A 22,637-nucleotide genomic window follows, 5' to 3' on the forward strand; every position below is an offset into this window, starting at 1 on the left:
CTCTCCCAGCGACATGCCGCGCGGCTCCCGGAAATCCAGCTTCCCGTCCCACCCCCGCCGCCGGGTGACGCCGGGCAGGCCTGCCGCCAGGCACCGGGTGAGGGCCCGTGGACGCACGGCGCATCCGCTCACGATGGCAACGGCGATTCTTCTGCATCCAGATTGCATTGGAAGCAGTTACAACCGTCTCCTGGGAGCACGCGCGGGGAGTCGGGGGAGACCCGCTGAGGGGCATCACGCGGAGCGTGAAGACTCAACGCTCCAGGTCTCAGCAGGGTGAAAGTGACCGTCAAATCGGCTATCGAAAGGGCATCATGGGAGCAAAGAGAAGTGCCGTGCAGCCGAAGCTCACTGAGTTCCAGGACCGGATTCGTTCCGCGGGCCTGCGCAGCACCGCGCCCCGTGTGGCGGTGTTGCGGGAGCTGGAGGACGCCACGTCCCCGATGAGCCACGCCGACCTGGTGGACACGCTGGGTGACGAGGGCTACGACCGGGTGACCATCTACCGCAACCTGACGGACCTCACCGAGGCCGGGCTCGTGGTGCGGGCGGACCTGGGCGACCACGTGTGGCGCTTCGAGCTGAAGCGCGCGGGCGAGGAGCACAACGGCAGCCACCCGCACTTCACCTGCACCGACTGCGGCACCGTGGCCTGCCTCCCGGAGGAGTCGGTCCGCATCGCGTCCTCCAAGGGCGTGCCCCGCGCGGTGTCCCAGCGCTCGGTGGAAGTGCAGCTTCGCGGTCTCTGCGACGGCTGCAACTGAGTGACGGGGCCACTGCGGCCCCTGCGCGCGCACCGGGAAGATGCGTCGGAGAGCGGCCTGGCATGCGTCGGGGGCTGAGCATTTGCCCGCCCCCGGCTCGCCATGCGCTTCCGCCTTCACGGGAGCGGACACATCCTGGGGACGGCGTCGCGGGGAGACTGCCCCGCTTTCGCCGGAGGCTTCGGTGCAACCCCTTCAGACACTGCTGGTCGTCGACGACGACCTCGACATCCGTGACGCGCTCCAGGACGTCTTCGAGCTGGAAGGCTACGCCGTCCTGCTCGCGGCGGATGGCCTGGAGGCGCTGACCCAGCTCCGCCAGGTCGAATCCATGCCGGACCTCATCCTGCTCGACCTGATGATGCCGCGCATGGACGGCTTCGCCTTCCGTGAGGCGCTGCGCCACGACACGAGCTTCAACCGCATCCCCGTCCTGGTGGCCAGCGCGGACCTGGACGTGAGGGGCGCGGCGGAGGGCCTGGGCGTCGCCGGCTGGCTGCGCAAGCCGCTGGACCTGCGCGAGCTGCTCAACGCGGTGAAGCGGCTCAGTCAGCTGCCCAACTGAGCGTGGGCGCCTGTCCGGCTGCCCTGCGGCCAGGGACGCCCCTGAGGCACCCGGCCTGGATTGGCGAGAGCAGGAAGCGGCCCCACCCTTGCTTCCAGCAGCCGGTCCAACCGAACTGAACTCAGGGAGAGGGATGATGAAGAAGCTCATCGCCGCAGTCGCATTGTGCGTGGGAAGCGCCGCGTTCGCGCAGCAGCAGCCGTCGCGGACGCAGGTGCCCCGTCCTGGTACGGAGAAGAGCACCGGCGTGGACGCCACGGAGGTGGGGCCCGCCATTGGCGAGGCCGCCAAGGACGTGACGGGCGTCCAGACGGAGGATGAAGGCACCTTCAAGATGGACAAGGCCATGAGCCTGCGAGGCACCCTCAAGGATGCCACCGCGGACGGCGTGAGCCTGTCCCGCCCGGGCCTGCCTGACGCGGACCTGGACGTGCGTGACAAGACGAAGCTGATGCTGGACGGCAAGAAGGTCGCCAAGACGGATGAGATTCCGGAGGGCGCCTCGGTGCGCGCGAAGTTCCAGCTGGAGGGCCAGGAGGTCGTCGCGCTGGAGCTGCGCGCCACCAGCCCCAAGGGCGCCAAGAAGAAGCAGCCGGGCACCGGCGGCGCGGGCACGCAGCCGCATGAGTCCGTCGACAAGGAGCTCGACGGCACGCCGACGCGGTAGTCCTGGCGACACGCGCATCACGGCTCGAAACGGGCCCGCTTCCACACCGGAGGCGGGCCCGTTTGTTTTTCGTCACCGCGTTGCCCTTTTCTTCTCCAGACAGGGAAGCGTTTTGCCCACGCAGACCCTGTTTCCCAGGTGGCCAGGCGTCCAAAGCCCGGTATGCGAATTGCTGTGCGTCCCCAGGAGGAGGAAGCGGTGAATCGACGACTGTTGGCTGGGTGGGTAGGGGCGGCGGTGATGACGGCGTGGGCATGCGGTGGCTCGAACGAGCCCACGCCCCCCACGACAGACAACGATATCGACAACATTCCACCGGTGACGCGGCCAGAGCCCGACGCCGGCACGCAGCCGGACGCGGGCACGGAGCCGGATGCCGGGACGGAGCCCGACGCGGGCACGGAGCCAGACGCGGGCTCGGAGCCGGACGGGGGCTCGGAGCCGGACGCGGGCAGCGGCCCTGTTGAAGGACCGTGGCCGACGGACGCGGTGACGAACTACTCGTCCCGCTACGACATCTCCCGGGCGCAGGCGGTGGGTGTGGACGCCGCGCACAACATCTGGCTGCTGGATGGGGACCGGATTGGCGTGCTGCGCGCGGACACGCAGCAGGTCGTCTGGACGCGCTCGCCCATTGGCCAGGCCCAGGGCGGCTTCGGTCCGGACCGGGCGGCCACCGGCTCCACCGTCATCTGTGGTGGCGGCGCGGGCCGCGCCTACGTGGGCTACGCCACGACGGACCTGCGCACGGACCCGGAGTTCCCGGGCCTGCAGCCCAACTACATCGTCAGCCCCAACGAGTGCTACCAGCCGGACCCGACGCAGCCGTGCTTCCCGTACAGCCACCGCCGGCTCCAGTACTACAAGCAGGGTGACGTGGACGTGGTGCGCCTGGACGGCAGCGGGGAGATTGTCCTGGAGGAGCACCTGCACCAGTCGGTGCGCAACACGACGGACGAGAACGGCAATCCCCACGTCCAGACGGGCCCGCGCCGGCTGGATGACGTGCACAACCTGGGCATCCGCAACAGCAACGACCATCACTTCGACGAGGACCGCAGCATCCTGAGCTGCGTGACGGTGATGCACGGCCGAGACAAGGGCGACGTCTACGTGGGCTCCAACCACGGCGTCACCCGCATCCGCGGCCTGGAGTACAGCTCCCACCGGCACCCGGTGTGGCTCAACGAGCAGGGCAGCCAGATGGCGGGCTACACCTACGGGCTGGGCATCGCGCAGGACGGGGACGTCCTCATCGCCAACGAGTGGATGTTCGGCATCGTCACGCCGACGCCTCACCACGGCGACTGGGACAACATGGACAAGCGCGTCAACCTGATGAAGGTGGAGTCCTCCTACCTGCCCCAGGTCAACAGCATGAGCGAGTTCGACAGCTGGCGCGGCTTCCAGCAGACGACGGACGGCCGCTACTACCTGGGCAGCAAGGACCACGGCCTGTGGGAGATGACAATTACGTGGGCCTCCAATCAGGCCCAGACGGGCACCCGGCTGACCGGCGCCAACGCGGAGCAGCGCGACGCGCTCCAGAACATCAGCGCGCTGGCGGCCACGGGTGACGGCTCGCTCTACATCGGCACGGAACGCTCGGGCCTGTGGCGCCTCACGCCGCTGAAGACGCTGGAGAAGGTGGCGGGCGTGAGCGGCTCCCGGGTGCGGCAGCTCATCCACGACCCGCGGGTGACGCCGGCGGCGCTGTACGTCCTCACCGACAGCGGCCTGACGGTCCTCCGCGGCAACTGAAGCCCGGGAAAGTCCCCGGGGTGCCCCGCACGGGCGCCCCGGGGTTTCGCGTCATGCGCCTACCGCGCGCCCGCGGCGGCCTTCGCGGGCACCGGGGGCCGCGTGGGCAGGCGGAGGATGAACGTGGAGCCTTTTCCCTGCGCGGAGCGCACGGTGATGCTGCCGCCCATGGCCTCCACGATTTGACGGGTGATGAAGAGACCCAGGCCCAGGCCGCCGTAGTGCCGCTCCGACACGGCGCGCTCGAACTTGCCGAACAGGCGCGCCATGCCGTCCTCGGAGATGCCGATGCCCTGGTCCTTCACGGCGAGCACCGCCGTGAGGCCCTCGCTCGCCAGCGACACCTCCACCGGCTGGCCTCCGCCGTACTTCACGGCGTTGGAGAGCAGGTTCACCAGCACCTGCTCCAGGCGCAGCGAATCCCACTCCCCCAGCAGCGGCCCGTCCACGTGCAGCGACAGCGTGCTGCCGGCGCGGTTGAACTCCTCGGAGAAGGCCTCCGCCATCTGCCGCACCAGCTGCGCCAGGTCCAGCTCCCGGGGCTCCAGCGACAAGCGACCCGCGGCCAGCCGCGACACGTCCAGCAGCGTGTTCACCAGCCCCACCAACCGCGACAGCTGACGGTCCAGCACGCGGGCCCTGGGCGCCAGCTCCGCGGGCGGCTCCTGGCTCGAGCCGCCCACCTGGCGCAGCAGCAGCTGCAGGTGCAGACGCAGGCTGGTGAGGGGCGTGCGCAGCTCGTGGGCCGCCACGCTGAGGAACTCATCCCGGGCGCGCACGGCCTCCTGCGTCTCGCGCAGGGCCTGCTCGCGCACCGAGCGCTCCCGGGCCGCGCCCGCGTCGCGCTGGGCCTCCACGCGGCGGCGCTCCGTCATGTCCTCCACGTAGATGCACGCGGCGACGATGGCGCCTTCACGGCGCACCGGGTGGTAGCTGGCGCGGTAGACGCGGGTGCGCTCGCCCTGGGCGCCCGACTCGCGGTGGATGATCTCCACGCCCTCCAGCGCCACGCCTGTCTCCAGCACGCGGCGGACGCGGCGCACCACGTCGGCCGCGGAGGGTTCGGCGCGCAGCACCTCCACCATGGACTGGCCCAGGTGGGCCTCGCGCGACACGCCGTGCATGGCGGCCATGGCGTCGCTCACCTCGACGAAGCGCAGCTCGCGGTCGATGATGGCCATGCCCAGCGGCACCGTGGACATGAGCTCGGCCAGCTCCACCGGCCGCGAACCGCCGCCGGCAGGGGGCGCGGCGCTTCCTCCACCTGCTGGCGCTGTCACGTCCGGCCCCGTGTCCTGGGCGGACCCGGGCCTGGGGGTCATCGTCCCCCCGGGTGTAGCAATCCCAACGGTTACCGTCACGGCACGCCCCCCGGACGTCTGTCCAATGGTGGAAGAATGCCTGAGGACGCTTCGGAATCTTCCTGAAATCGCGCGGGTTTTCCCTGCACCCCGAGCGCCGGCCGCTGGCTGGGCAGGCGTGCGAGGGACACCTGCTTCAACCCACCCCACCTGGCTCTCTAGAATCAAACGAGCCCTCCCGCCGTCCCTGGCACGGAAAGGAACCGAACCGCATGCGCCTGAGACGTCTCGCCCGTCGTGCCGCGCCCCTGGCAGCCCCGGCCAACAGCCTCCGGCGAGACGTGCAGGAGGACGAGCGCAATGCGCTGATCGCGCGCAGCGGCGCCGACCCCTTCCGCACGGAGCGGCGCCTGCGCCTGCGGGACCACTTCTCCCTCACGGAGAACGTGCTGATGCTCCAGCACCTGCACGCCGAGCATGACGGCCTGCGCGTGGCGCAGCTGTCGGACGTGCACGTGGGGCAGGCCACCTCGGCGCTGCGCATCCGCCGGGCGGTGGAGGCGGTCAACGCGGAGAAGCCGGACCTGGTGTTCCTCACCGGCGACTACGTCACGCACAGCCCCAAGCCGCTGCCGCGTGTGCGCGAGCTGCTGGCCGGCCTCGAGGGGCTCGTCTACGTGGTGATGGGGAACCATGACCACTGGGTGAACGCGCCGTACCTGCGCGAGTCCTTCGAGCGGATGGGCTACACGGTGCTGCAGAACGAGCACCGGCAGGTGCAGGTGAAGGGCGCGCCGGTGACGGTGCTGGGCATCGACGACGGGCTCACGGGCCGGGACGATGTGGAGGCCACCTTCCGAGGTGCGCCGGTGTCGGGTACGCGGCTGGTGCTGGCGCACACGCCGCCCACGGCGGACAAGCTGCCGGCGCACGCGGGGCTGGTCCAGTTCTCCGGGCACACGCACGGCGGCCAGTTCGTGGTGCGCGGCCTGACGGAGGCCATCTTCCGCCGCGCGGGCCAGCCGTACATCCGCGGCCACTACCACGTGAATGGCAACCAGTTGTACGTGAACCGGGGCCTGGGCTTCGGCTTCGGCGGCCCCTACCTGCGCCGGGGCAGCGAGCCGGAGGTGGCCTTCTTCACGCTGCGCCAGGCCACCGTCAGCGCGGGGTGACATGCCCCTCGCACGGCCGGAGCGGCTAGCATGCGCCGCATGCGCCAATCCCTGCTCCGGTGTGCCGTGCTCCTGCTGCCGCTCGTAGGCTGCATTCCGTCTCACGTCGATTACGTCAAGCTGCCGGAGGCGGGGAAGTTCGCCCTCATCAACATCGACGGCCGACTCGCCTATCTCATCGACCCGCGCACGGAGAGCTGCTTCCTGGTCACGTCGGGCAGCAGCAACCACGCCCTCGCGCACGTCCCCTGCGACAAGCTGAAGCGGAACCTGCCCGAGGCCGCCACCTTCATCACCTGGGTCCCCGGCGACGCGGAGGCCCCGGCCGTCAGCGCCCCCACGCCCTGAGCCTCAAGGCCGCAGCGGCACACCCAGCCGCCCGCTGCCCAGCCCCTCCGCCTTCTTGCGCCGCAGGCTGAAGGGCCCGGACCCGAAGTAGACGATGAACAGCGCGCCGCCCGCCATGGAGAGGTTCTTCATGAAGTGGATGAGCTGGTTCTGCGCCTGCACCGGGTCCGTCACCAGCCAGAACCTGTGGACCATGAAGGCGGCGGACAGCAGGAAGATGGCGATGGCCGCCGCGCCCAGGCGAGCGAACACGCCCAGCAGCACGGACAAGCCGCCCACCACCAGCGCCACGCCGGACCCCAGCACCGCCAGGCGCGGCTCGGGCACCCCGGACGCCTGGGCCACGCCCGTCAGCGCCTCCAACTGGAAGAAGTGGTTCAGGCCGCTGGTGATGAAGATGGCCGAGAAGAGCAGCCGGCCAATCGGCGCTAGCACGCCCATGAATCCTCCCTGTCGTCCCTCCTCCCAGCCCCTCAACGCTGGCAGGACATTGTCATTCTCAACGTGGGCATCGATTCCTGCGTGACACCGGCCGCTCGCCCGCCTGCTCGCCCTCCACCGCGGGGCCTTCCCGGCCAGGGCCCGCTGCGACAACACGCCACACGCGAGCCCCCGGACCAGCACGTATGGTGCCCGGGCCGTGAAGAACGCTTTGACCGTCACCCTCTTGCTGTCCAGCGCCCTGCTGCTCGTCCCCACCTCGAGCGCCTGGGCCTGCGCCACCTGCGCCTGCGGCGACCCGACGCTCATGGCCATGGGCACCGAGCAGCCGTTCGCCGGCCGCCTGCGCCTGTCCTCCACCGTGCGGGGCTGGGGCCACACGGTGGGCACGGAGGGGGTGGACGCCCTGCGCCTGCGCGAGGCGCGCATGGACCTGGCGGTGGCCTACGCGCCGCGCCCCTGGCTGTTCCTTCAAGCCACCCTGCCCTTGCAGGCCCGCGAGGTGCGGCACGTCAGCCTCGCCCGGGACCGCGGCTGGGGCCTTGGCGACGTGGAGGTCGCCGCGAAGGTGTTCCTCTTCCAGGACAAGGCCTTCTCCGCGGACCACCTGTTCAGCGTGCTCGGCGGCGTGAAGCTCCCCACCGCCCCCGTGCTGCGCGGGCCAGACGGCGCCCAGCTCGCCCTGGACAGTCAACTGGGCAGCGGCTCGGTGGACCCACTGGCCGGCTTCGCCTATCAGCACTTCCGCGGCAGCTGGTCCTTCCTGGCCAGCGCCACCGGCTTCCTCCCCACGCGCGGCATCCAGGGCTTCCGCGCGGGGGCCTCCTTGCGCACCACGCTCGCCGCGCAATACCAGCCGTCGGCCCGCTGGGCGCTGCGCCTGGGCTTCGACAGCCGCCTGGAAGCGCCAGCCGACTCGGAAGGCGAGCGCCACGAGCACACGGGCGGCTTCATCGGCTACGCGTCCCCGGACGTCATCTTCAGCCCGGGCATGGATGTCGTCGTCGCGGCGGGCGTCCGCGTGCCCTTCATCAACCAACTGCGTGGCCGCGTCGTCCCCACGCCCATCGCGATGTTGTCCGTCGCCTACGACCTCTGAACCATGCGCTCCTTCTTCAAGCCCGTCGCCATGGGCGCCGCCCTCCTGTCCGTCACCGGTTGCGGCGGCACCGACGTCCAGAACGGCATGACGCTCGACCTCGCGCTCATCACCGCCCGGGCGCGGCCCATCTCGGGCGCGGCCGGCGCGCGCGAGCTCATGAACGACCAGGGCACCCGCGCCGTCTTCAACAGCGGCTTCGTCACGCTGGGCAGCGTGGAGCTGCTCCCGTGCGCGGAGGTCGGCTGGAAGCGCTTCTTGCGTCAACTGTCCCCCGTGGGCACGGCGTGGGCGCACCACACCGCCACCAACCCCCTGCGGATGGACGTCCCGCAGGTGGTGAGCCTGGGCAGCGCGGATGGAACGGTCATTCCGCTGGGCACGCTGCGCCCGGCGCCGGGCCGCTACTGCCACGCGCGCCTCCACTTCGAGCCCGCGGGCGACGACGCGCGGGGCCTGGCCGCCGCCGCCCAGGGCGACGCGCCGGTGGACATGGTGGGCCGCAGCCTGCACCTGCGCGGCACCCTGCGCACCGGACAGGACGGCGAGCCCCAGCCCTTCGAAGTGAGCTTCCAGACGCGCGCGTCGGTGGACGTGTTACTGGAGTGGGTGACGCTGTCGGAGGCCGAGCCCCACACGCAGCTCGTCTTTGCGCTCTCGTGGGATACGTGGCTGGATGGCGTCAGCGCCGAGCAGCCGCCCGCCAACGTGGACCTGGTGGCCAACGTGGCCCGCTCGGTGGTGCCTCCGTCCTCCGCCGCACCATGACGCCTCCGCCCCAAGCCGCCCCGCCGCTCCCAGAGCTCGACTCCCGGGCCCGCATCAACCTGGAGTGGCTGCTGCGCTTGCGATGGGGCCTGCTGCTGGGCCAGACGCTCGTCATCGGCGTGGCGGCCTTCGGGTTGGAGCTGGCGCTGCCGGTGCCGGTGCTGTTCGCGCTGCTGGGCCTGGAGGCGCTGACCAACGTGTCGGTGCGGGCGTGGCTGGCGCGCGGCCTCCGGGTGACGGAGGGCTCCCTTGGCAAGCTGATGCTGTGGGACACGCTGGTGCTCACCGGCCTGCTGGCCCTCAGCGGCGGCACGCACAACCCCTTCACCACGCTCTACCTGGTGAACGTCGCGCTGGGCACCGTGCTGCTGTCCTCGCGGTGGATGTGGGGGCTGCTCGGCTTCACGCTGACGGCCTTCGGCTCGCTGTTCGTGTTGCAGGACGTGGAGCTGCCAGCGGGCCTGTCGCGGCCGGACCACGCGGAGCTGATGCGGCTGCACCTCAACGGCATGTGGGTGGCCTTCGCCGTGGCCGCGGGCTTCATCGTCTACTTCGTCCAGCGCGTCACGCGAGCGCTCGGGGCGCGGGAGCAGGAGCTGGCGCAGGCGCGCGCGCTGCACGCGCGGCGGGAGAAGGTGGCCTCGTTGGCGACGCTGGCCGCGGGCGCCGCGCACGAGCTGTCCACGCCGCTGTCCACCATCGCCGTGGTGGCCAAGGAGGTGGAGCGCGCGCTGGCCACCGCGGGCACCTCCGAGTCCGTGCGCGAGGACCTGCGCCTCATCCGCCAGCAGGTGGACCGCTGCCGCGACGTGCTGGTGCAGATGTCCGCGGACGCCGGGCAGACGACGGGCGAGCCCTTCCACCCCGTGCCCCTGGCCCGGCTGGTGGAGGACATGCTGGCGGAGCTCCCCGGCGCGGAGCGGGTGACGGTCGAGCTGCCTACCGAGGCCCGCGAGTGGCGCGTCCACGGCCCGCCCCGGGCGCTGGCCCGGGTGCTGCGCGGGCTGGTGAAGAACGCGCTCCAGGCCTCCCAGGTGTCGCGTCCCGTGGAGCTGCGCGTGCGAGCGCGCGGCGAAGGCGCCCTGCTGGAGGTGCGCGACGCGGGCACGGGGATGGCGGCGGACGTGTTGTCCCGGGCGGGCGAGCCCTTCTTCACCACCAAGCCACCGGGTGAAGGCATGGGTCTGGGGCTCTTCCTGGCGCGCACGCTGGTGGAACAGCTGGGCGGCTCGCTGGAGCTGCGCTCGACGCCGGGCCAGGGCACCACGGCGAGCCTCGCGCTGCCGGTGACGGAGGGCGCGCCATGAGCGTCGATGGCGCGGGCACGGAGCAGCGCCCCAGCCTGCTGCTGGTGGATGACGACTCCACCCTGCGCGAGCGGCTGGCGCGCGCCTTCCGCGAGCGGGGCTGGGACGTCACCACCGCGGGGGACTACGACGAGGCCCTGGCCGCCGCGCGCCGCGAGTCGCCCGAGTACGCGGTGGTGGATTTGCGCATGCCGGGCCGCAGCGGCCTGGAGGTGGTGAGGGACTTGCTCGCGGTGGATGCCTCCACGCGCGTCATCGTCCTCACGGGTTACGGGAGCATCGCCACCACGGTGGATGCCATCCGGCTGGGCGCGGTGAACTACCTGCCGAAGCCCGCGGACGCGGATGACCTGCTCGCGGCCTTCGCGCGTGCGTCCGGCGAACCCTCCGTCGCGGCGTCGGAGCGCTTCGAGGCGCCGTCCCTGGCGCGCGCCGAGTGGGAGCACATCAACCGCGTGCTGGCGGACTGCGGCGGCAACATCTCCGAGGCGGCTCGCAAGCTGGGCATCCACCGGCGCTCGCTCCAGCGCAAGCTGCAGAAGTACCCGCCTTCCCGCTAGCACCTTTGCTATGGGTGGCGGAATGTCGACCGCACTCCAGACCCGTCCTCCCAGCCACCTGGCCCCCGGCCGCTTCGGCCAGACGCGCTACATGATTCGCCGCAAGTTCTTCAAGCTGTTCGGCGACGCGTTCCACATCTACGACGAGGCGGGGAACCTCGCCTTCTATTCGAAGCTGAAGGCCTTCAAGCTGAAGGAGGACATCCGCATCTACGGCGACGAGGAGATGCGCGAGGAGCTGCTCACCATCAAGGCGCGCGGCATCCTCGACTTCGGCATGACGTACGACGTGACGGACGCCACCACGGGCGAGCGCATGGGCGCGCTGCGCCGCAAGGGCCTGCGCTCCCTCCTCCGCGACCAGTGGCTGGTGCTGGACGCGAATGACCAGGAGGTGGGGAAGATTGAAGAGGACAGCATGATGATGGCGCTGGTGCGCCGCTTCCTGACCGCGCTGATTCCCCAGTCCTTCACCGGGACGCTGGGCGACACCCAGGTGCTCGCCTTCCACCAGCGCTTCAACCCGTTCATCCAGAAGATTGATTTGGACTTCTCCATGGACAGCGACCGGCGGCTGGACCGGCGGCTCGGCATCGCGGCGGCGGTGCTCATGTGCGCCATTGAAGGCCGGCAGCAGTAGTCTCCGAGCCTTCTCCCAGACGGGCGACGGCGGCCTTCAGGGCGCCGCCCGTCGCGTCACGCCGAGCGGGCCTCAGGGAGCGCGAGCTTCGACCCGCCAGCAAGCGGCGGTGAACCGCACCTCGTCGCCGTGCACATAGGGGTTGAAGGCGGCAAGGACGGTTTCGATGACGTGAGTCCGGGTCCGCTCGTCGGCTTCGTGAAGGACGCGGCCGAGGGGCCCAAGCCGGCTCACGTACTGGAGCAACCCGCGCTCGGGCAGGGCACAGGTGGCATCAATGGGCTGGATGTCGATGTCCGCCCAGCCGCTCTGCTCCAGGATGCGATGGACGCGGCCCTGGTCCGCGAACGCGAACTGCCCCGGCGCGTCCGGCTGACGTGGGGGGAGGTTTGACAGGAGAGGCGCCGCGGCCCGCTCGGCGGTCGTCATGAACGGGTTCTCCGAAGGGCCTCGCCAGGCGATGACGCTCAGCCTGGCGTTCTCCTTCGCGGCACGCCTCAGGTTCGCGAAGGCCTGGGTGGCATCGTCGAAGAACATCACGCCGAAGCGAGAAATCACCATGTCGAAGCGCGCCGGCTCGAAGGCGTGATGCTCCGCGCTGGCTTCGATGAAGCTGGCGGCCACCTGCTCCGCTTCGGCCCGGGCCCGCGCCGCCGCGAGCATGGGCGCGGAGATGTCGATGCCGACGCAGTGTCCCTGGGCACCGAGCCGCCGCGCGACGGCGAGCGTCGTGCCGCCCGTCCCACAGCCCACGTCGAGCACCTGACGCGCGCCGCGGGCCTGGACGGCTTCGACGAGCAGGTCCTCGAACGGCTTGAACATCCCTTCGAGCAGGTCCCGGCTATCGACCCAGGCCTGTCCCGCGGGGCCATTCCAAAGCGCTGCCTGCCCCTCCGGGGGCTGGTGACCCGATGCCATCGTGCGTCTCCCTTCACATGCCTTCAAGAAGTGAAGGCCGTACAGTGCCAGTTCAACCTCGCTGAAGCGATGCGGCTCGTGAGGAAGGAAGGGAGCGGGCTCCCTTCCTTCCCAGGACTTCAGCGCCTACGGGCTGAACATGCCGGTGAGCACGCTGGCGCGGGCGCGAGGCAGCGAGCGCTTGAACGGGCTCGTCGCCAGGTTCGAGCCGGGCTGGTACCAGCTCTGGATCTCCGCGAAGTACGTCTGGCCCGCCCGCAGCACGTCCGGGGGCAGGTACACGCTCTGGAGATCCGTGTGCAGCACCGCCACGCGCGACGCGGTGGTGGAGCCATTGCTCACGCCGAGCCGGTAGATGTTCACCACGTAGTTCGTGGCCGTGCCGACCAGCGGCTTCGACCAGCGCAGCGAGGCGTCGGTCCCCACGCCCGAGAGGTCCTGGAACGCGCCCCGCGTGTTCACCTTGGGCGCCTGCACCGGTCCGACGAGGGGCTGCACGGGCGCGGCGGTGAACACGCTCGCCTCTTGCTCCACGCGGATGTCCGCGCGCATGGTGTAGGGCGCCGCGGTCCCCAGCGCGTAGCTCTTCGTGAAGCCCGCGGCGGCGAACGCCACCTTCTGCCACGTCGCCGGGAGCGGGTTGTTGTAGGTCATGCTCCCTGTGACGATGTCGGTCCGCTGCGCGTCAGGATTGAGCTTCACGAGCAGTGGCGGCCCGCTGATGGACGCGAGCGCCGAGCCCAGCGCGGCCGGCCGGGCGGACATCCATATCTCATTGTGCGTGCTGACCGCGTCCGGGTTCACCTGGGTGCGCATGGCTTCGAAGGCCGAGCGTCTCCAGTCCACCTCGAAGGTGCCTGTCGCGACGGGCTGGGTGAAGGTTCCGCTGACGGTGGCGGGCTGGCCCTCCACCTGCGTCATGCTCGCGTCGAGCACCTTGTGCATCGCGCGGTAGGGCACGCCATTCGCGCTCGTCTGCCACCGCATCTGCGCCAGCGAGAACACATCCCCGCGGCCGCTGTCGAGCAGCACCGGGTTGAGCATGTTGGCGTAATCAAAACTCAGCCCGGAGAGCGACGTGGCGCCCGCCAGGGGGCGCCCCGTGGCGCTGCCGTCGATGTAGCCGAACGCGCCCGGGTTCAACGAATACATGTCCAGGAAGTCCCCCGGCTGCCAGGGAGACAGGCCGGTGGCGGACACCATCACGGGCGTGGGCAGTGACGCGAAGGAGCCTTCGCGGCCCCACTCCGTGGAGCCCAGGTCGAACGCTCGACCGGTGCTCACCAGGTAGCGCGAGCCCAGCTTCAGGTAGATGCGGCCGGAAGGGACGTTCGGCACGGAGATGGTGCCGTCCGCGGAGCCCATGCCCGGATAGGCCGTGAATGCCCCGGTCGTTGAGTCCCGCAGGTATGCCGCCACAAACGTGGCGGACTGGTCGTATGGCTTCGTCTCGTTGCCCGACGTGGCGATGAAGGTGACCGGGCTGGTACCGGTGACTTGGGTGACCAGGCCTTGGCTGACCTGGGAGGCGTCCACCGCCTCTGCCTCGTCGAGCCCCCCGCATCCGCCCCCTGCCATGCCGACCAAGAGCCCGAAAGAAATCAATGGCATCTTCATTGTGAAGGAAACCCTTTCGGCGACGCCCTGAATGGCGCTGCGCAGGGAGATTCATAGCGGGTCGGTCTGACGTTTTCGGGAGCGCTTCGACTCCAATTCTCCCTCGGGACAGTGCAGGCAAACCCGCTTGTCGGCAGGTGAGCCCGGCAACGGACTCCGTGGCTTGGAGAGGTCCGACTTCAGGGCGGCGAGAAGCTCCGCCTCGTACTTGCGAGCCACCCGTTCGAGCACCTGCAACGGCTCCCGGCGCCACGCCAGCGGCAGCGTGGCTCGGGTGGAGCCCTGCGTCGTCGGACCTCTCCTTGTGTGCGCTGCTACTTCAAGAGCTCGCCCCGCTCGGCCTTCTCGATGAGCGACGCCGGCGGCTCGAAGTGCGCGCCGTAGCGCTGCGCGAGCTCACGCGCGCGGGCGATGAAGCCCCGAAGCCCGTTGCCCGTCCGGCCCTCGTAGCCGTTGATGAACTGCACCACGCCGCCCGTCCAGGCCGGGAAGCCGATGCCGAGGATGGAGCCGATGTTCGCGTCCGCGGCGGAGCGCAGCACGCCTTCGTCGAAGCAGCGCACCGTGTCGATGGCCTCGGCGAACAGCATCCGCTCCTTCATGTCCTCGAAGGGGATGGTGTGGCCGGGCCTGGTGAAGTGCTGCGCCAGCCCCGCCCACAGGCCCGTGCGCTTGCCGTCCACGTAGTCGTAGAACCCGCCGCCCGTGGAGCGGCCCTTGCGCTGGTGCTGGTCCACCAGCGCGTCCACCACGGCGTAGCTGCTGTGCTCCACCCAGGGCTTGCCCTCCGCCAGGGTGGCCGCCTTCGTCTCCTGACGAATCTTGCGCGGCAGCGTCAGCGTGAGCTCGTCCACCAACTGGAGCGGGGCGGCGGGGTAGCCCGCCTGGAGCCCGGCCTGTTCAATGGAAGCAGGGGAGAGGCCCTCGCCCACCATGGCGATGGCCTCGTTGAGGAAGGTGCCGATGACGCGGCTGGTGAAGAAGCCCCGGCTGTCGTTGACGACGATGGGCGTCTTCCCAATCTGCACCGCGATGTCGATGGCCTTCGCCAGCGTGGCGTCGCTCGTCTTCTTGCCCGCGATGAGCTCCAGCAGCGGCATCTTGTCCACGGGGGAGAAGAAGTGCATGCCCACGAAGTCCTCCGTCCGCTTCACACCCTCGGCGAGCACGGTGATGGGCAGCGTGGACGTGTTGGACCCGAGCACCGCGTCCGGGGCGACCACGTCCTGCACCTCCTGGAAGACCTGGTGCTTGAGCTTCACGTCCTCGAAGACGGCCTCGATGACGACGTCACACCCCTTGAGGGCGGCGGCGTCCGTGGTGGGCGTGATTCGCGCCAGCAGCGCGTCACCCTTCTCCTTCGTGGACTTGCCCTTCTGGATGGCCTTCTCCACCAGCTTCACGGAGTACTGCTTGCCCTTCTCCGCGGAGGCCTGGCTCACGTCCTTGAGCACCACGTCGATGCCGGCCTTGGCGCAGACGTAGGCGATGCCCGCGCCCATCATCCCCGCGCCCAGCACGCCCACCTTCTTCGCCGTGTACTGCGGGAAGCCCTTGGGCCGGCCGCCACCGGAGTTGATGTGCTGCATGTCGAAGAAGAACGCCTGAATCATGTTCTTCGCGACCTGCCCGGTGACGAGCTCGGTGAAGTAGCGCGACTCCACGGTGAACGCGGTGTCCACGTCCACCTGCGTGCTCTCCACGGCGGTGGCCATGATGGCGCGGGGCGCCGGCATGTTCGCGCCCTTGAGCTGCTTGCGCAGGTTGGCGGGGAACGCGGGCAGGTTCGCCGCCAGGCCCGGAGACGACGGCGTGCCACCCGGAATCTTGTAGCCCTTCACGTCCCACGGCTGCTGCGCGGTGGGGTTGGCCTTCACCCACGCCTTGGCCGCGGGCAGGAGCGCCTCCACGGAGTCCACCACCTCGTGGACCAGTCCGGCCTCCTTCGCCTCCTGCGGGCGGTAGCGCTGGCCCTGGAGCAGCACCTTCATCAGCGCGTCCACGATGCCCAGCATCCGCACCGTGCGCACCACGCCGCCGCCACCGGGCAGCAGACCCAGCGTGACTTCCGGCAGGCCCACCTGGGCGCCCTTCACGTCCGCGATGATGCGACGGTGGCACGCGAGCGCGATCTCCAGCCCGCCGCCCAGCGCCGCGCCGTTGATGGCCGCGACCACCGGCTTGCCCAGGGTCTCCAGCGCGCGCAGCTGCGCCTTGATTTCCTGCCCCAGCTCGAACGCCTGCTTCGCGTCCTCCTTGCGCACCTTCAGCAGGTCCTTCAAATCCCCACCGGCGAAGAAGGTCTTCTTCGCGGAGGTGAGGATGACACCGGTGACGGTGTCCTTCTCCTTGACCAGCCGGTCCACCGTCGCGCGCATGGACTTCAGGTACGCGGCGTTCATGGTGTTCGCGGACTGGCTCGGGTCATCCAACGTCAAGACGACGATGCCGTCGGCGTCCTGGTCCCAGCGGATGGTGCTCTGCTCACTCATGGGTTTCGCTCGAATCCTGTCGAAGTGTTGGAAGAGAAGCTCAGACGCGCTCGATGAGGGTGGCCACGCCCATGCCACCACCGACGCACAGGGTGATGACCGCGCGGCGCGCCTTGCGACGCTCCAGCTCGTCCACCATGGTCCCCAGAATCATCGCGCCCGTGGCGCCCAGCGGGTGCCCCATGGCGATGGCGCCGCCGTTCACGTTCAGCTTCTCTTCCGGAATGCCGAGGTCCTTCTGGTACTTGAGCACCACCGAGGCGAACGCCTCGTTGAGCTCGAACAGGTCGATGTCCTTCACCGACAGGCCTGCAATCTCCAGCAGCTTCCGGGTGGCCGGAATCGGGCCGGTGAGCATGATGGTGGGGTCCGAGCCGGACGTGGCCACGGCGGCGATGCGCGCGCGCGGCGTGAGGCCCAGCGACTTGCCCACCTGCTCCGAGCCGATGAGCACCAGCGCCGCGCCGTCCACGATGCCCGACGAGTTGCCAGGCGTGTGGACGTGCTCGATGCGCTCCACGAAGTGGTACTTCTGCAGGGCCACCGCGTCGAAGCCGCCCGCCTCGCCCATGACGGCGAAGGACGGGTTGAGCTTGCCGAGCGACGCCACGGTGGAGTCCGGGCGCATGAGCTCGTCATGGTCCAGCACGGTGAGGCCGTTCGGGTCCACCACGGGAACGACGGAGTTCTTGAAGTACCCGCCGGCCCACGCCTGGGCCGCGAGCTGCTGCGAGCGGGCCGCGTAGCGGTCCACGTCCTCGCGCGTGAAGCCCTCGATGGTGGCGATGAGGTCCGCGGAGACGCCCTGCGGGACGAAGTAGGTGTCGAAGTTGGTGGCCGGGTCCATGGCCCAGGCGCCGCCGTCCGAGCCCATGGGCACGCGCGACATGCTCTCCACGCCGCCCGCGATGACCAGGTGCTCCCAGCCCGAGCGCACCTGCTGGGCGGCCATGTTCACCGCCGTAAGGCCGGACGCGCAGAAGCGGTTGAGCTGCACGCCGCCCACCGTCTCCGGCAGCCCCGCGGCCAGCACCAGGGTGCGGGCGATATCGGCGCCCTGCTCACCCACGGGAGAGACGACGCCGAGCACCACGTCGTCGATGCGCTGAGGGTCCAGGTTCGGGTGACGCTGCTTGAGCGCGTCCACCAGGCCGGTGAGCAGCGAAATGGGCTTGGTGCCGTGCAGCGCGCCTTTCCTGCCCTTGCCGCGAGGGGTCCGGACGGCGTCGAAGATGAATGCTTCCTGGCTCACGCAGAGCCTCCTTGGAACGGGGATGGGGGTCTACAGGGAACGGGCAACGAGCTCTTTCATGACCTCGTTCGCGCCGACAAGGCTTCGCAGCACACCGTACCCTTCGAACAACTTCAAGCAACGGTCGGCGACGATGCACGCCGGGTCCGTCCCCAATACTTCGCCATGGCCGCCGTCGTCACATCCAACCCACCCTCCAGGTGCGACACACCCGCCGCGGCGCTGCCGGACCCTGGCTGTTGGTGGAGGCGGGGAAGGACGGCGCGGACGATGGTGACCAGCGCCTCGCGCAGCAGCAGGTGCGCGTCTATGCAAGCCATTCCGCGTGGGGCATTGCCGACCTGTAAAAAGCCGCCAGTGCTGCTTTTGAAGTTTTCCCCGTCCGGCCCGATACTGCGGGGTACCGGGACACACTTCGTGGTCCGGCCACCCGTCGTCGTGGAGTCACCATGAACCTGCTTTCGAAGACGCTGTTCGTGAGCGCCGTGGCCCTTGTCACGTTCTCCCCGCTGTCCGCGTCGGCGCTGCCTCCGGACTGCGACGTGCAGTGTGCCGACGAAGCGCCGTGCTCGCTCGTTTGTGCGGTGCCCTGGGGGATGCGCGTCATCACCTGTGAGCGGTGGTTCAGCGACTACGAGCTGGGCGGCACGTGCACGCCGGACGCCCAGCTTCCTTCCGAGGAGGAGGATGAGCTGTCGTCGGTGGAGCCGCGCCAGAGCAACGCGCCCGGCATGGCGGCGGCCTGCCTGTCCGCGCCGGTGAGCGCCCGGTAACACGCGTCACCCTTGGGCCTGCCCGCTCCGCGCATCCTGGCGTGGGGCGGGCGCTGTCCGGTGACTCCGGAGCCTGCGTGCGAAACCCTGTCCTGTCGTTGTGCGCACTGCTGGTGGCCTGGCTGGGCGTCGCGTGCGCCGCTCGCCCGCCGCTGGTGCGGGTCTGGGAAGCGGTGGACGCGGCCCGCTGTGCCGCGCCTGGTGAGGACCACTGCGTGGTGCTCGGCTGTGAGGAGGGCGTTTGCGGCTTCTTCACTTGCGAGGATGTCAGCGAGTCCGACGCACCCGCGACCTCGTCCGTGAATGCGCCCGCCGCTGGGCACGTGCTGGCCCTGCGACCGGGATTTCCCATGGGCCCGGCCAGGCCCGGACGGTGGTGGAGAAGGGCGCCCTGGCTTCGGCGGGGTGCCGAACCGGTGATGACGTTTCGCTGGTATCCGGAACGTCCGCCGCTACGGCCGCCGCCCCTGCTGCCCGCGCCTCAGTTGCAGAAGCACCATCTGTTTCCCCAAGCCAGCGAGCTGGCGGACTGGTTCACGGTGCGCGGCATCAACATCCACGACTACACGATGCTCATCCCCACGCACCTCCACCGGAGGATTCACGGCGGCGGACCTTCCGGAGGACTGTGGAACGAAGCCTGGCGGCAGTTCATCCGGGGTCCGGGACGCAGCGCCTCGCGTGAGGAGATCTACCGTCACGCTGGCGCGCTCATCTATCGCTTCGAACTCACGGGCCCCGTGGGCCCGTATTATCGGCGACGCCAATGACCCACCCAGGAGCGAGCCGCGTGAACGCCTATGAACTGGAGACCGCTGCGGCGACGGGCTTCACGGGCGAGCTGAAGGTCCGGCACCCATGGCGGCTGCCCGGTCTGGAGAACTGCGAGCGCTGCGGGGCGACCTGGGCCACCACGGGTCTTCAGTATCCGTGCATCGACCTGTCGGCGTTTCCTCAGCACACCTCGTACCGTGAGGCACGCATTGAGCCCCAAGGCGAGCTGGACCGCTTGACGGAACAGCTCCGCGACTGGATTCCCTCCGGCATTCTCTTGAGGCCCGGAGCAAGCTTCGGCCCGATGGAGGGGACGGCCCGGGGCGTCTTCGGACACTTCCATCTTCCGAATCCCTGGACGCTCTGCATGCACCGCGAAGCCCTTGAGCAACTGCAAGCCGCAGGTGTGCACGGCCTCCAAGGATGTCGAATGAACCTACGCTCCCGAGGCACGCCCCCACCCGAGCTGCTCGAACTGCAACTGGAGCGTCACGGCCACTTCCACCCGGACTGCCTGCCCGCGGCGCAACAACCTCCCTGCGCACGGTGCGGCCGCGACACAGCAGCGCTCCCGGACCCCTACCTGCTCGACGCCGCTTCCCTCCCCACCACGGTGGACGTCTTCCGCCTCGCGGACTGGCCCACGCTCATCCTGGCCACCCAGCGCTTCGTGGACGCGGTCCAGCGCCTGGAGCTCGACGGCGTCACCTTCCGCCAGGTCGAGGTCCGCTGACGCACTGCCACGAACAGACCACTCCCTGCCCCCAGCGCTGCGCGGGAGGTGCGGATGCATTTCGCGGACAGCCATTCGAGAGAGCTGGACAACATTGTTCAGCCTGGATGCGGCAGCCGCCGCGCTCGGACAGGCTCGGACTCCACGGCATCCTCCCGAGGGGTAGGAGGAAGGCCGCCACTGCGCGCGGCACGGGGGGCCGCGAAGACGTCAACGTCTAGCAGGCGCCACAGTCCGCGGCGCAGCTGTCCGGCGTGTTGCTGGTGCCGCAGCGCTCGGAGAGCTGGCACGTCCCGTCACCACACTTGTAGATGTCCTGGGGACGGATGCGGGTGGTGAGCGGCCGGTACACCACGCCGTTGTACGTGCAGCGCGTGTAGTAGGACCGCGTGGGGTCCTGCTGGCAGAACGTCTGGGCCGCTCCCACGTGAGAGATGACGGTCGCGCAGTCCGGGTCCCCGCTCCACGACGACAGGCCGCACGCGCGCACCGTGCTCTCGTCGTAGGCCAGATAGGGCGCGTCATTGGCCGCGAAGAGCCCCTGCCCATTGAAGAGGTTGCCGAAGAAGACGGCCTCATGCTGGTTGTAGGTCTGCAGCTCCTCGGCCGTCGTCGGAATGGCATTGCCCTGCGAGTCCTTGCCCTGCACGGAGATGTTCAGGTGCACGCCGTACTTGTTCACGTGTGCCGCCAGGCAGCTCGACACCAGCTGCTGCTCGGCCTCCGGGGCGGCCGGGCTCGGCGGAGGCGGAGGCGTGGGGCTCGACCACGTCGGCGCCAGCCCCAGGGAGCCCTGCCAGGTGTGCGTGGTGCCCGCATGCGTGTACGTCAGCGTCTGGCCCGAGGCGAGCGCGCACCGGACGATGTATCGCATCACCTCTTCGGCCTTGACGGGGTCCGCGCTGAACCACGTGCTGAAACCATTCGTCGACAAGCCATTCGTCGACAAGCCATTCGTCGACAGGCCATTCGTCGACAGGCCATTCGTCGACAGGCCATTCGTCGACAGGCCGTTCGTCGACAGCCCGTTCGTCGACAGCCCGTTGGACGACACCAACGCGTCCGACCCGGTGCCCAGCGTCTCGCCGGCCGTCTCCATCGGCTCCGCCGGGCCACACCCCACGGCGGCGACAAGAAGCAACGCTGGCAGCAGCTCCCACCGGTGCGCACAACGGCGCCCGGCGTAGGTGACCTTGGCGCTGGAACAGGTCTTCGAGGTGGGGTGGTGATACATGGCTGCCTCCGGTTTTTGGGGGTAGCCGCGTTTGTCGCGGCCAAGATAACCGGTAGTCCTTCTTTTCCCCGCTGACAGGTGCCCTCTCGGGCAGTTCGCGCACGTCGGTCATGCGGCAAACACGTAGTCCGTGCGCCGGCGGACGCTCAGCGCCCGTTCCGCCCAGCCGCCAACGTTGCACTCACACGCGACGCCTCGCGCCCGAGGGTGCGGGCTCCTGCGACTGTCGCGCGTCTCGTGGCATCTTCACCGTGAAGGTCGTTCCCCCTGCCTCGGAGGAGGACACGCACACCGCGCCTCCGTGCGCCTGGACGATTTGTTTCACGATGAAGAGTCCCAGCCCCAGGCCGCCAGCGCCGCGACGGTGGCCCCTCCCGGGAGCGGTGCCCACCTGGCGGAACGGGTCGAACAAGTTCTCCAGGTGTTGAGACGGAATGGGCGCCCCGGTGTTGTGGACCTCCAGGACCTGCTCACCGTCCACCGCGATACATTTGAGCCGGACGGGCGCGTCCTCGGCGCCGTGCTCCAGCGCGTTGCCCACCAGGTTGCTGAGCACCTGCGCCATCCGGTCCGCGTCCCAGAAGCCCTCCGACGCGCCCTCCACGTCCAGGGTGATGTGCCGGCCAGGATGCGCGGCGGACAGCTCCTCCACCACCATCCGGCAGACGATGGCCAGGCAGACCGTCCCCAGGTGCAGGGGAATGCCGCCCGCGAGCCGCGCGCGGGTGAGGTCGAGGATGTCGGAAATCATGGCGCCCATCCGCGCGGCGCTCGCCTCGATTCGCTGGGCGCACTGCTGCTGCTGGGCCGCCGGCAGCGTGCGCTGCGCCATGGCGCGGGCGGACAGGGCAATGGCATTCAGGGGATTGCGCAAGTCATGCCCGAGGATGCCGATGAACCGCTCACGAAACTCCGCCTCCTCCGTCAGCCGCTCCAGCGCCAGGTGGCGCGCGGTGCCATCCAGGGCCTGGCGTGCAAGCCGGGCCGTCGCGTGCTCCAGCGCGCCCTCCGCGCGGTGGCGGGCCTCGCGCTCACGCTCCAGCGCCTCGCGAAGCGCCTGCGCGTCGTCCGCGTCATCGGGCAGCAGCCACAACACGAAGGCATCCAGCGACTTCATGCCCACGGCCCGGAAGCGCGCCTCCATGCTGCCCTCGCGGGCGATGCGCAACACGACGGAGACCGGCTCGCCCGTGTCCACCACGCGGGCGCAGTCCTCCAGGCGAAGCCCTCGCACGCCCTCCTGCTCCCAGCGCGATACACAGGCGGGCAGGACCCAGTCGTGTCCCACCGGCTCGGTGGACGCCTCGCGCGCGGCCTGGTGGAAATCGAGCACCTCCCCCGCCGTCCCTCGCACCGTCTCGTAGCGCAGGCAGGGCGCGGGGCCTCCCGCATGCGTCGTCCAGAACCAGGCGGAGCCCCACTTCGACGACAGACACACCCCCATCGAC

Annotated in this window: 23 protein-coding genes; 14 read left to right on the plus strand and 9 right to left on the minus strand. The window is 69.8% G+C overall.

Annotated elements, in window-relative coordinates:
• Positions 1-314 precede the first annotated feature (314 nt).
• From G4D87_RS11490 to G4D87_RS11505, 4 genes are all read left to right on the plus strand, one after another.
• Positions 315-764 carry a Fur family transcriptional regulator gene (locus G4D87_RS11490; protein ID WP_163781860.1) on the plus strand — a complete coding sequence of 150 codons (450 nt, stop codon included), beginning with the start codon at positions 315-317 and terminating at the stop codon, positions 762-764.
• Positions 765-948: 184 nt separating this feature from the next.
• Positions 949-1,329, plus strand: coding sequence for a response regulator (locus tag G4D87_RS11495; RefSeq protein WP_163781862.1), 381 nt, complete (start codon positions 949-951; stop codon positions 1,327-1,329).
• Between the two features lie 133 nt (positions 1,330-1,462).
• The gene (locus tag G4D87_RS11500; protein WP_163781864.1) at positions 1,463-1,996 is read left to right on the plus strand and encodes a hypothetical protein; all 534 of its coding nucleotides are present in this window, start codon (positions 1,463-1,465) and stop codon (positions 1,994-1,996) included.
• Between the two features lie 198 nt (positions 1,997-2,194).
• Positions 2,195-3,757: a hypothetical protein gene (locus tag G4D87_RS11505; RefSeq protein ID WP_338044940.1), complete on the plus strand. Its 1,563-nt coding sequence runs from the start codon at positions 2,195-2,197 to the stop codon at positions 3,755-3,757.
• 59 nt (positions 3,758-3,816) lie between these two features.
• Here the strand turns inward: G4D87_RS11505 and G4D87_RS11510 are convergent, their stop codons facing one another.
• Positions 3,817-4,977, minus strand: coding sequence for an ATP-binding protein (locus tag G4D87_RS11510; protein WP_163781897.1), 1,161 nt, complete (start codon positions 4,975-4,977; stop codon positions 3,817-3,819).
• 353 nt (positions 4,978-5,330) lie between these two features.
• On the opposite strand from G4D87_RS11510, the gene G4D87_RS11515 reads away from it, so the two are divergent.
• Both G4D87_RS11515 and G4D87_RS11520 read left to right on the plus strand, forming a co-directional pair.
• Positions 5,331-6,233, plus strand: a complete 903-nt coding sequence (locus tag G4D87_RS11515; protein ID WP_163781866.1) for a metallophosphoesterase — start codon at positions 5,331-5,333, stop codon at positions 6,231-6,233.
• Positions 6,234-6,263: 30 nt separating this feature from the next.
• The gene (locus G4D87_RS11520) at positions 6,264-6,581 is read left to right on the plus strand and encodes a hypothetical protein (RefSeq protein WP_163781868.1); all 318 of its coding nucleotides are present in this window, start codon (positions 6,264-6,266) and stop codon (positions 6,579-6,581) included.
• A 3-nt stretch (positions 6,582-6,584) separates the two neighbouring features.
• Here the strand turns inward: G4D87_RS11520 and G4D87_RS11525 are convergent, their stop codons facing one another.
• Positions 6,585-7,022 carry a DoxX family protein gene (locus tag G4D87_RS11525; protein ID WP_163781870.1) on the minus strand — a complete coding sequence of 146 codons (438 nt, stop codon included), beginning with the start codon at positions 7,020-7,022 and terminating at the stop codon, positions 6,585-6,587.
• A 199-nt stretch (positions 7,023-7,221) separates the two neighbouring features.
• Here G4D87_RS11525 and G4D87_RS11530 point away from each other — a divergent pair, with 199 nt between their 5' ends.
• From G4D87_RS11530 to G4D87_RS11550, 5 genes are read left to right on the plus strand one after another with little or no spacing between them, the layout of a single operon-like run.
• Positions 7,222-8,121, plus strand: a complete 900-nt coding sequence (locus G4D87_RS11530) for a transporter (protein ID WP_205507545.1) — start codon at positions 7,222-7,224, stop codon at positions 8,119-8,121.
• 3 nt (positions 8,122-8,124) lie between these two features.
• Positions 8,125-8,889, plus strand: a complete 765-nt coding sequence (locus G4D87_RS11535; RefSeq protein WP_163781872.1) for a hypothetical protein — start codon at positions 8,125-8,127, stop codon at positions 8,887-8,889.
• The gene (locus tag G4D87_RS11540; protein ID WP_163781874.1) at positions 8,886-10,196 is read left to right on the plus strand and encodes an ATP-binding protein; all 1,311 of its coding nucleotides are present in this window, start codon (positions 8,886-8,888) and stop codon (positions 10,194-10,196) included. Before G4D87_RS11535 ends, G4D87_RS11540 begins: the two co-directional genes overlap by 4 nt.
• A complete protein-coding gene (locus G4D87_RS11545; protein ID WP_163781876.1) occupies positions 10,193-10,756 on the plus strand; it encodes a response regulator transcription factor in 564 nt (187 codons plus the stop codon). The genes G4D87_RS11540 and G4D87_RS11545 overlap by 4 nt, the downstream gene beginning before the upstream one ends.
• A gap of 22 nt (positions 10,757-10,778) precedes the next feature.
• Positions 10,779-11,396, plus strand: coding sequence for an LURP-one-related family protein (locus G4D87_RS11550; protein ID WP_176412332.1), 618 nt, complete (start codon positions 10,779-10,781; stop codon positions 11,394-11,396).
• 72 nt (positions 11,397-11,468) lie between these two features.
• On the opposite strand, the gene G4D87_RS11555 is transcribed toward G4D87_RS11550, so the two are convergent.
• The 5 genes from G4D87_RS11555 to G4D87_RS38860 form a co-directional block, all read right to left on the minus strand.
• Positions 11,469-12,314, minus strand: coding sequence for a class I SAM-dependent methyltransferase (locus tag G4D87_RS11555; RefSeq protein WP_163781880.1), 846 nt, complete (start codon positions 12,312-12,314; stop codon positions 11,469-11,471).
• A gap of 126 nt (positions 12,315-12,440) precedes the next feature.
• Positions 12,441-13,931, minus strand: coding sequence for an ABC transporter substrate-binding protein (locus tag G4D87_RS11560; RefSeq protein WP_163781882.1), 1,491 nt, complete (start codon positions 13,929-13,931; stop codon positions 12,441-12,443).
• A 314-nt stretch (positions 13,932-14,245) separates the two neighbouring features.
• A complete protein-coding gene (locus tag G4D87_RS11565; protein ID WP_163781884.1) occupies positions 14,246-16,423 on the minus strand; it encodes a 3-hydroxyacyl-CoA dehydrogenase NAD-binding domain-containing protein in 2,178 nt (725 codons plus the stop codon).
• A 40-nt stretch (positions 16,424-16,463) separates the two neighbouring features.
• On the minus strand, positions 16,464-17,675 hold the full coding sequence (locus tag G4D87_RS11570; RefSeq protein WP_163781886.1) for an acetyl-CoA C-acetyltransferase: 1,212 nt from the start codon (positions 17,673-17,675) through the stop codon (positions 16,464-16,466).
• A gap of 113 nt (positions 17,676-17,788) precedes the next feature.
• Positions 17,789-17,995 carry a hypothetical protein gene (locus tag G4D87_RS38860; protein WP_205507546.1) on the minus strand — a complete coding sequence of 69 codons (207 nt, stop codon included), beginning with the start codon at positions 17,993-17,995 and terminating at the stop codon, positions 17,789-17,791.
• Between the two features lie 129 nt (positions 17,996-18,124).
• On the opposite strand from G4D87_RS38860, the gene G4D87_RS11580 reads away from it, so the two are divergent.
• The 3 genes from G4D87_RS11580 (at position 18,125) to sitI6 (ending at position 19,955) form a co-directional block, all read left to right on the plus strand.
• Positions 18,125-18,448, plus strand: coding sequence for a hypothetical protein (locus tag G4D87_RS11580; protein ID WP_163781889.1), 324 nt, complete (start codon positions 18,125-18,127; stop codon positions 18,446-18,448).
• Between the two features lie 77 nt (positions 18,449-18,525).
• Positions 18,526-19,218 carry a SitA6 family polymorphic toxin lipoprotein gene (gene sitA6 / locus G4D87_RS11585; protein ID WP_240358198.1) on the plus strand — a complete coding sequence of 231 codons (693 nt, stop codon included), beginning with the start codon at positions 18,526-18,528 and terminating at the stop codon, positions 19,216-19,218.
• A 20-nt stretch (positions 19,219-19,238) separates the two neighbouring features.
• The gene (gene sitI6 / locus G4D87_RS11590) at positions 19,239-19,955 is read left to right on the plus strand and encodes a SitI6 family double-CXXCG motif immunity protein (protein ID WP_205507547.1); all 717 of its coding nucleotides are present in this window, start codon (positions 19,239-19,241) and stop codon (positions 19,953-19,955) included.
• A gap of 217 nt (positions 19,956-20,172) precedes the next feature.
• On the opposite strand, the gene G4D87_RS11595 is transcribed toward sitI6, so the two are convergent.
• Both G4D87_RS11595 and G4D87_RS11600 read right to left on the minus strand, forming a co-directional pair.
• Positions 20,173-21,189 carry a hypothetical protein gene (locus tag G4D87_RS11595; RefSeq protein WP_163781893.1) on the minus strand — a complete coding sequence of 339 codons (1,017 nt, stop codon included), beginning with the start codon at positions 21,187-21,189 and terminating at the stop codon, positions 20,173-20,175.
• 181 nt (positions 21,190-21,370) lie between these two features.
• A partial coding sequence (locus G4D87_RS11600) for a sensor histidine kinase (RefSeq protein ID WP_275902278.1) occupies positions 21,371-22,637 on the minus strand: 1,267 nt, incomplete at its 5' end.

Origin of the sequence: Myxococcus vastator (assembly GCF_010894475.1) — a bacterium.
Lineage (GTDB): Bacteria > Myxococcota > Myxococcia > Myxococcales > Myxococcaceae > Myxococcus > Myxococcus vastator.

Bases quoted from the DNA above. Each gene is read 5' to 3' on its own strand.
- G4D87_RS11520 (WP_163781868.1), top strand. From the start codon at position 6,264: ATGCGCCGCATGCGCCAATCCCTGCTCCGGTGTGCCGTGCTCCTGCTG.
- G4D87_RS11550 (WP_176412332.1), top strand. From the start codon at position 10,779: ATGTCGACCGCACTCCAGACCCGTCCTCCCAGCCACCTGGCCCCCGGC.
- G4D87_RS11525 (WP_163781870.1), bottom strand. From the start codon at position 7,022: ATGGGCGTGCTAGCGCCGATTGGCCGGCTGCTCTTCTCGGCCATCTTC.
- G4D87_RS11535 (WP_163781872.1), top strand. From the start codon at position 8,125: ATGCGCTCCTTCTTCAAGCCCGTCGCCATGGGCGCCGCCCTCCTGTCC.
- G4D87_RS11595 (WP_163781893.1), bottom strand. From the start codon at position 21,189: ATGTATCACCACCCCACCTCGAAGACCTGTTCCAGCGCCAAGGTCACC.
- G4D87_RS11545 (WP_163781876.1), top strand. From the start codon at position 10,193: ATGAGCGTCGATGGCGCGGGCACGGAGCAGCGCCCCAGCCTGCTGCTG.
- G4D87_RS11580 (WP_163781889.1), top strand. From the start codon at position 18,125: ATGAACCTGCTTTCGAAGACGCTGTTCGTGAGCGCCGTGGCCCTTGTC.
- G4D87_RS38860 (WP_205507546.1), bottom strand. From the start codon at position 17,995: ATGGCTTGCATAGACGCGCACCTGCTGCTGCGCGAGGCGCTGGTCACC.
- G4D87_RS11560 (WP_163781882.1), bottom strand. From the start codon at position 13,931: ATGAAGATGCCATTGATTTCTTTCGGGCTCTTGGTCGGCATGGCAGGG.
- G4D87_RS11540 (WP_163781874.1), top strand. From the start codon at position 8,886: ATGACGCCTCCGCCCCAAGCCGCCCCGCCGCTCCCAGAGCTCGACTCC.
- G4D87_RS11500 (WP_163781864.1), top strand. From the start codon at position 1,463: ATGATGAAGAAGCTCATCGCCGCAGTCGCATTGTGCGTGGGAAGCGCC.
- G4D87_RS11490 (WP_163781860.1), top strand. From the start codon at position 315: ATGGGAGCAAAGAGAAGTGCCGTGCAGCCGAAGCTCACTGAGTTCCAG.
- G4D87_RS11565 (WP_163781884.1), bottom strand. From the start codon at position 16,423: ATGAGTGAGCAGAGCACCATCCGCTGGGACCAGGACGCCGACGGCATC.
- G4D87_RS11515 (WP_163781866.1), top strand. From the start codon at position 5,331: ATGCGCCTGAGACGTCTCGCCCGTCGTGCCGCGCCCCTGGCAGCCCCG.
- G4D87_RS11555 (WP_163781880.1), bottom strand. From the start codon at position 12,314: ATGGCATCGGGTCACCAGCCCCCGGAGGGGCAGGCAGCGCTTTGGAAT.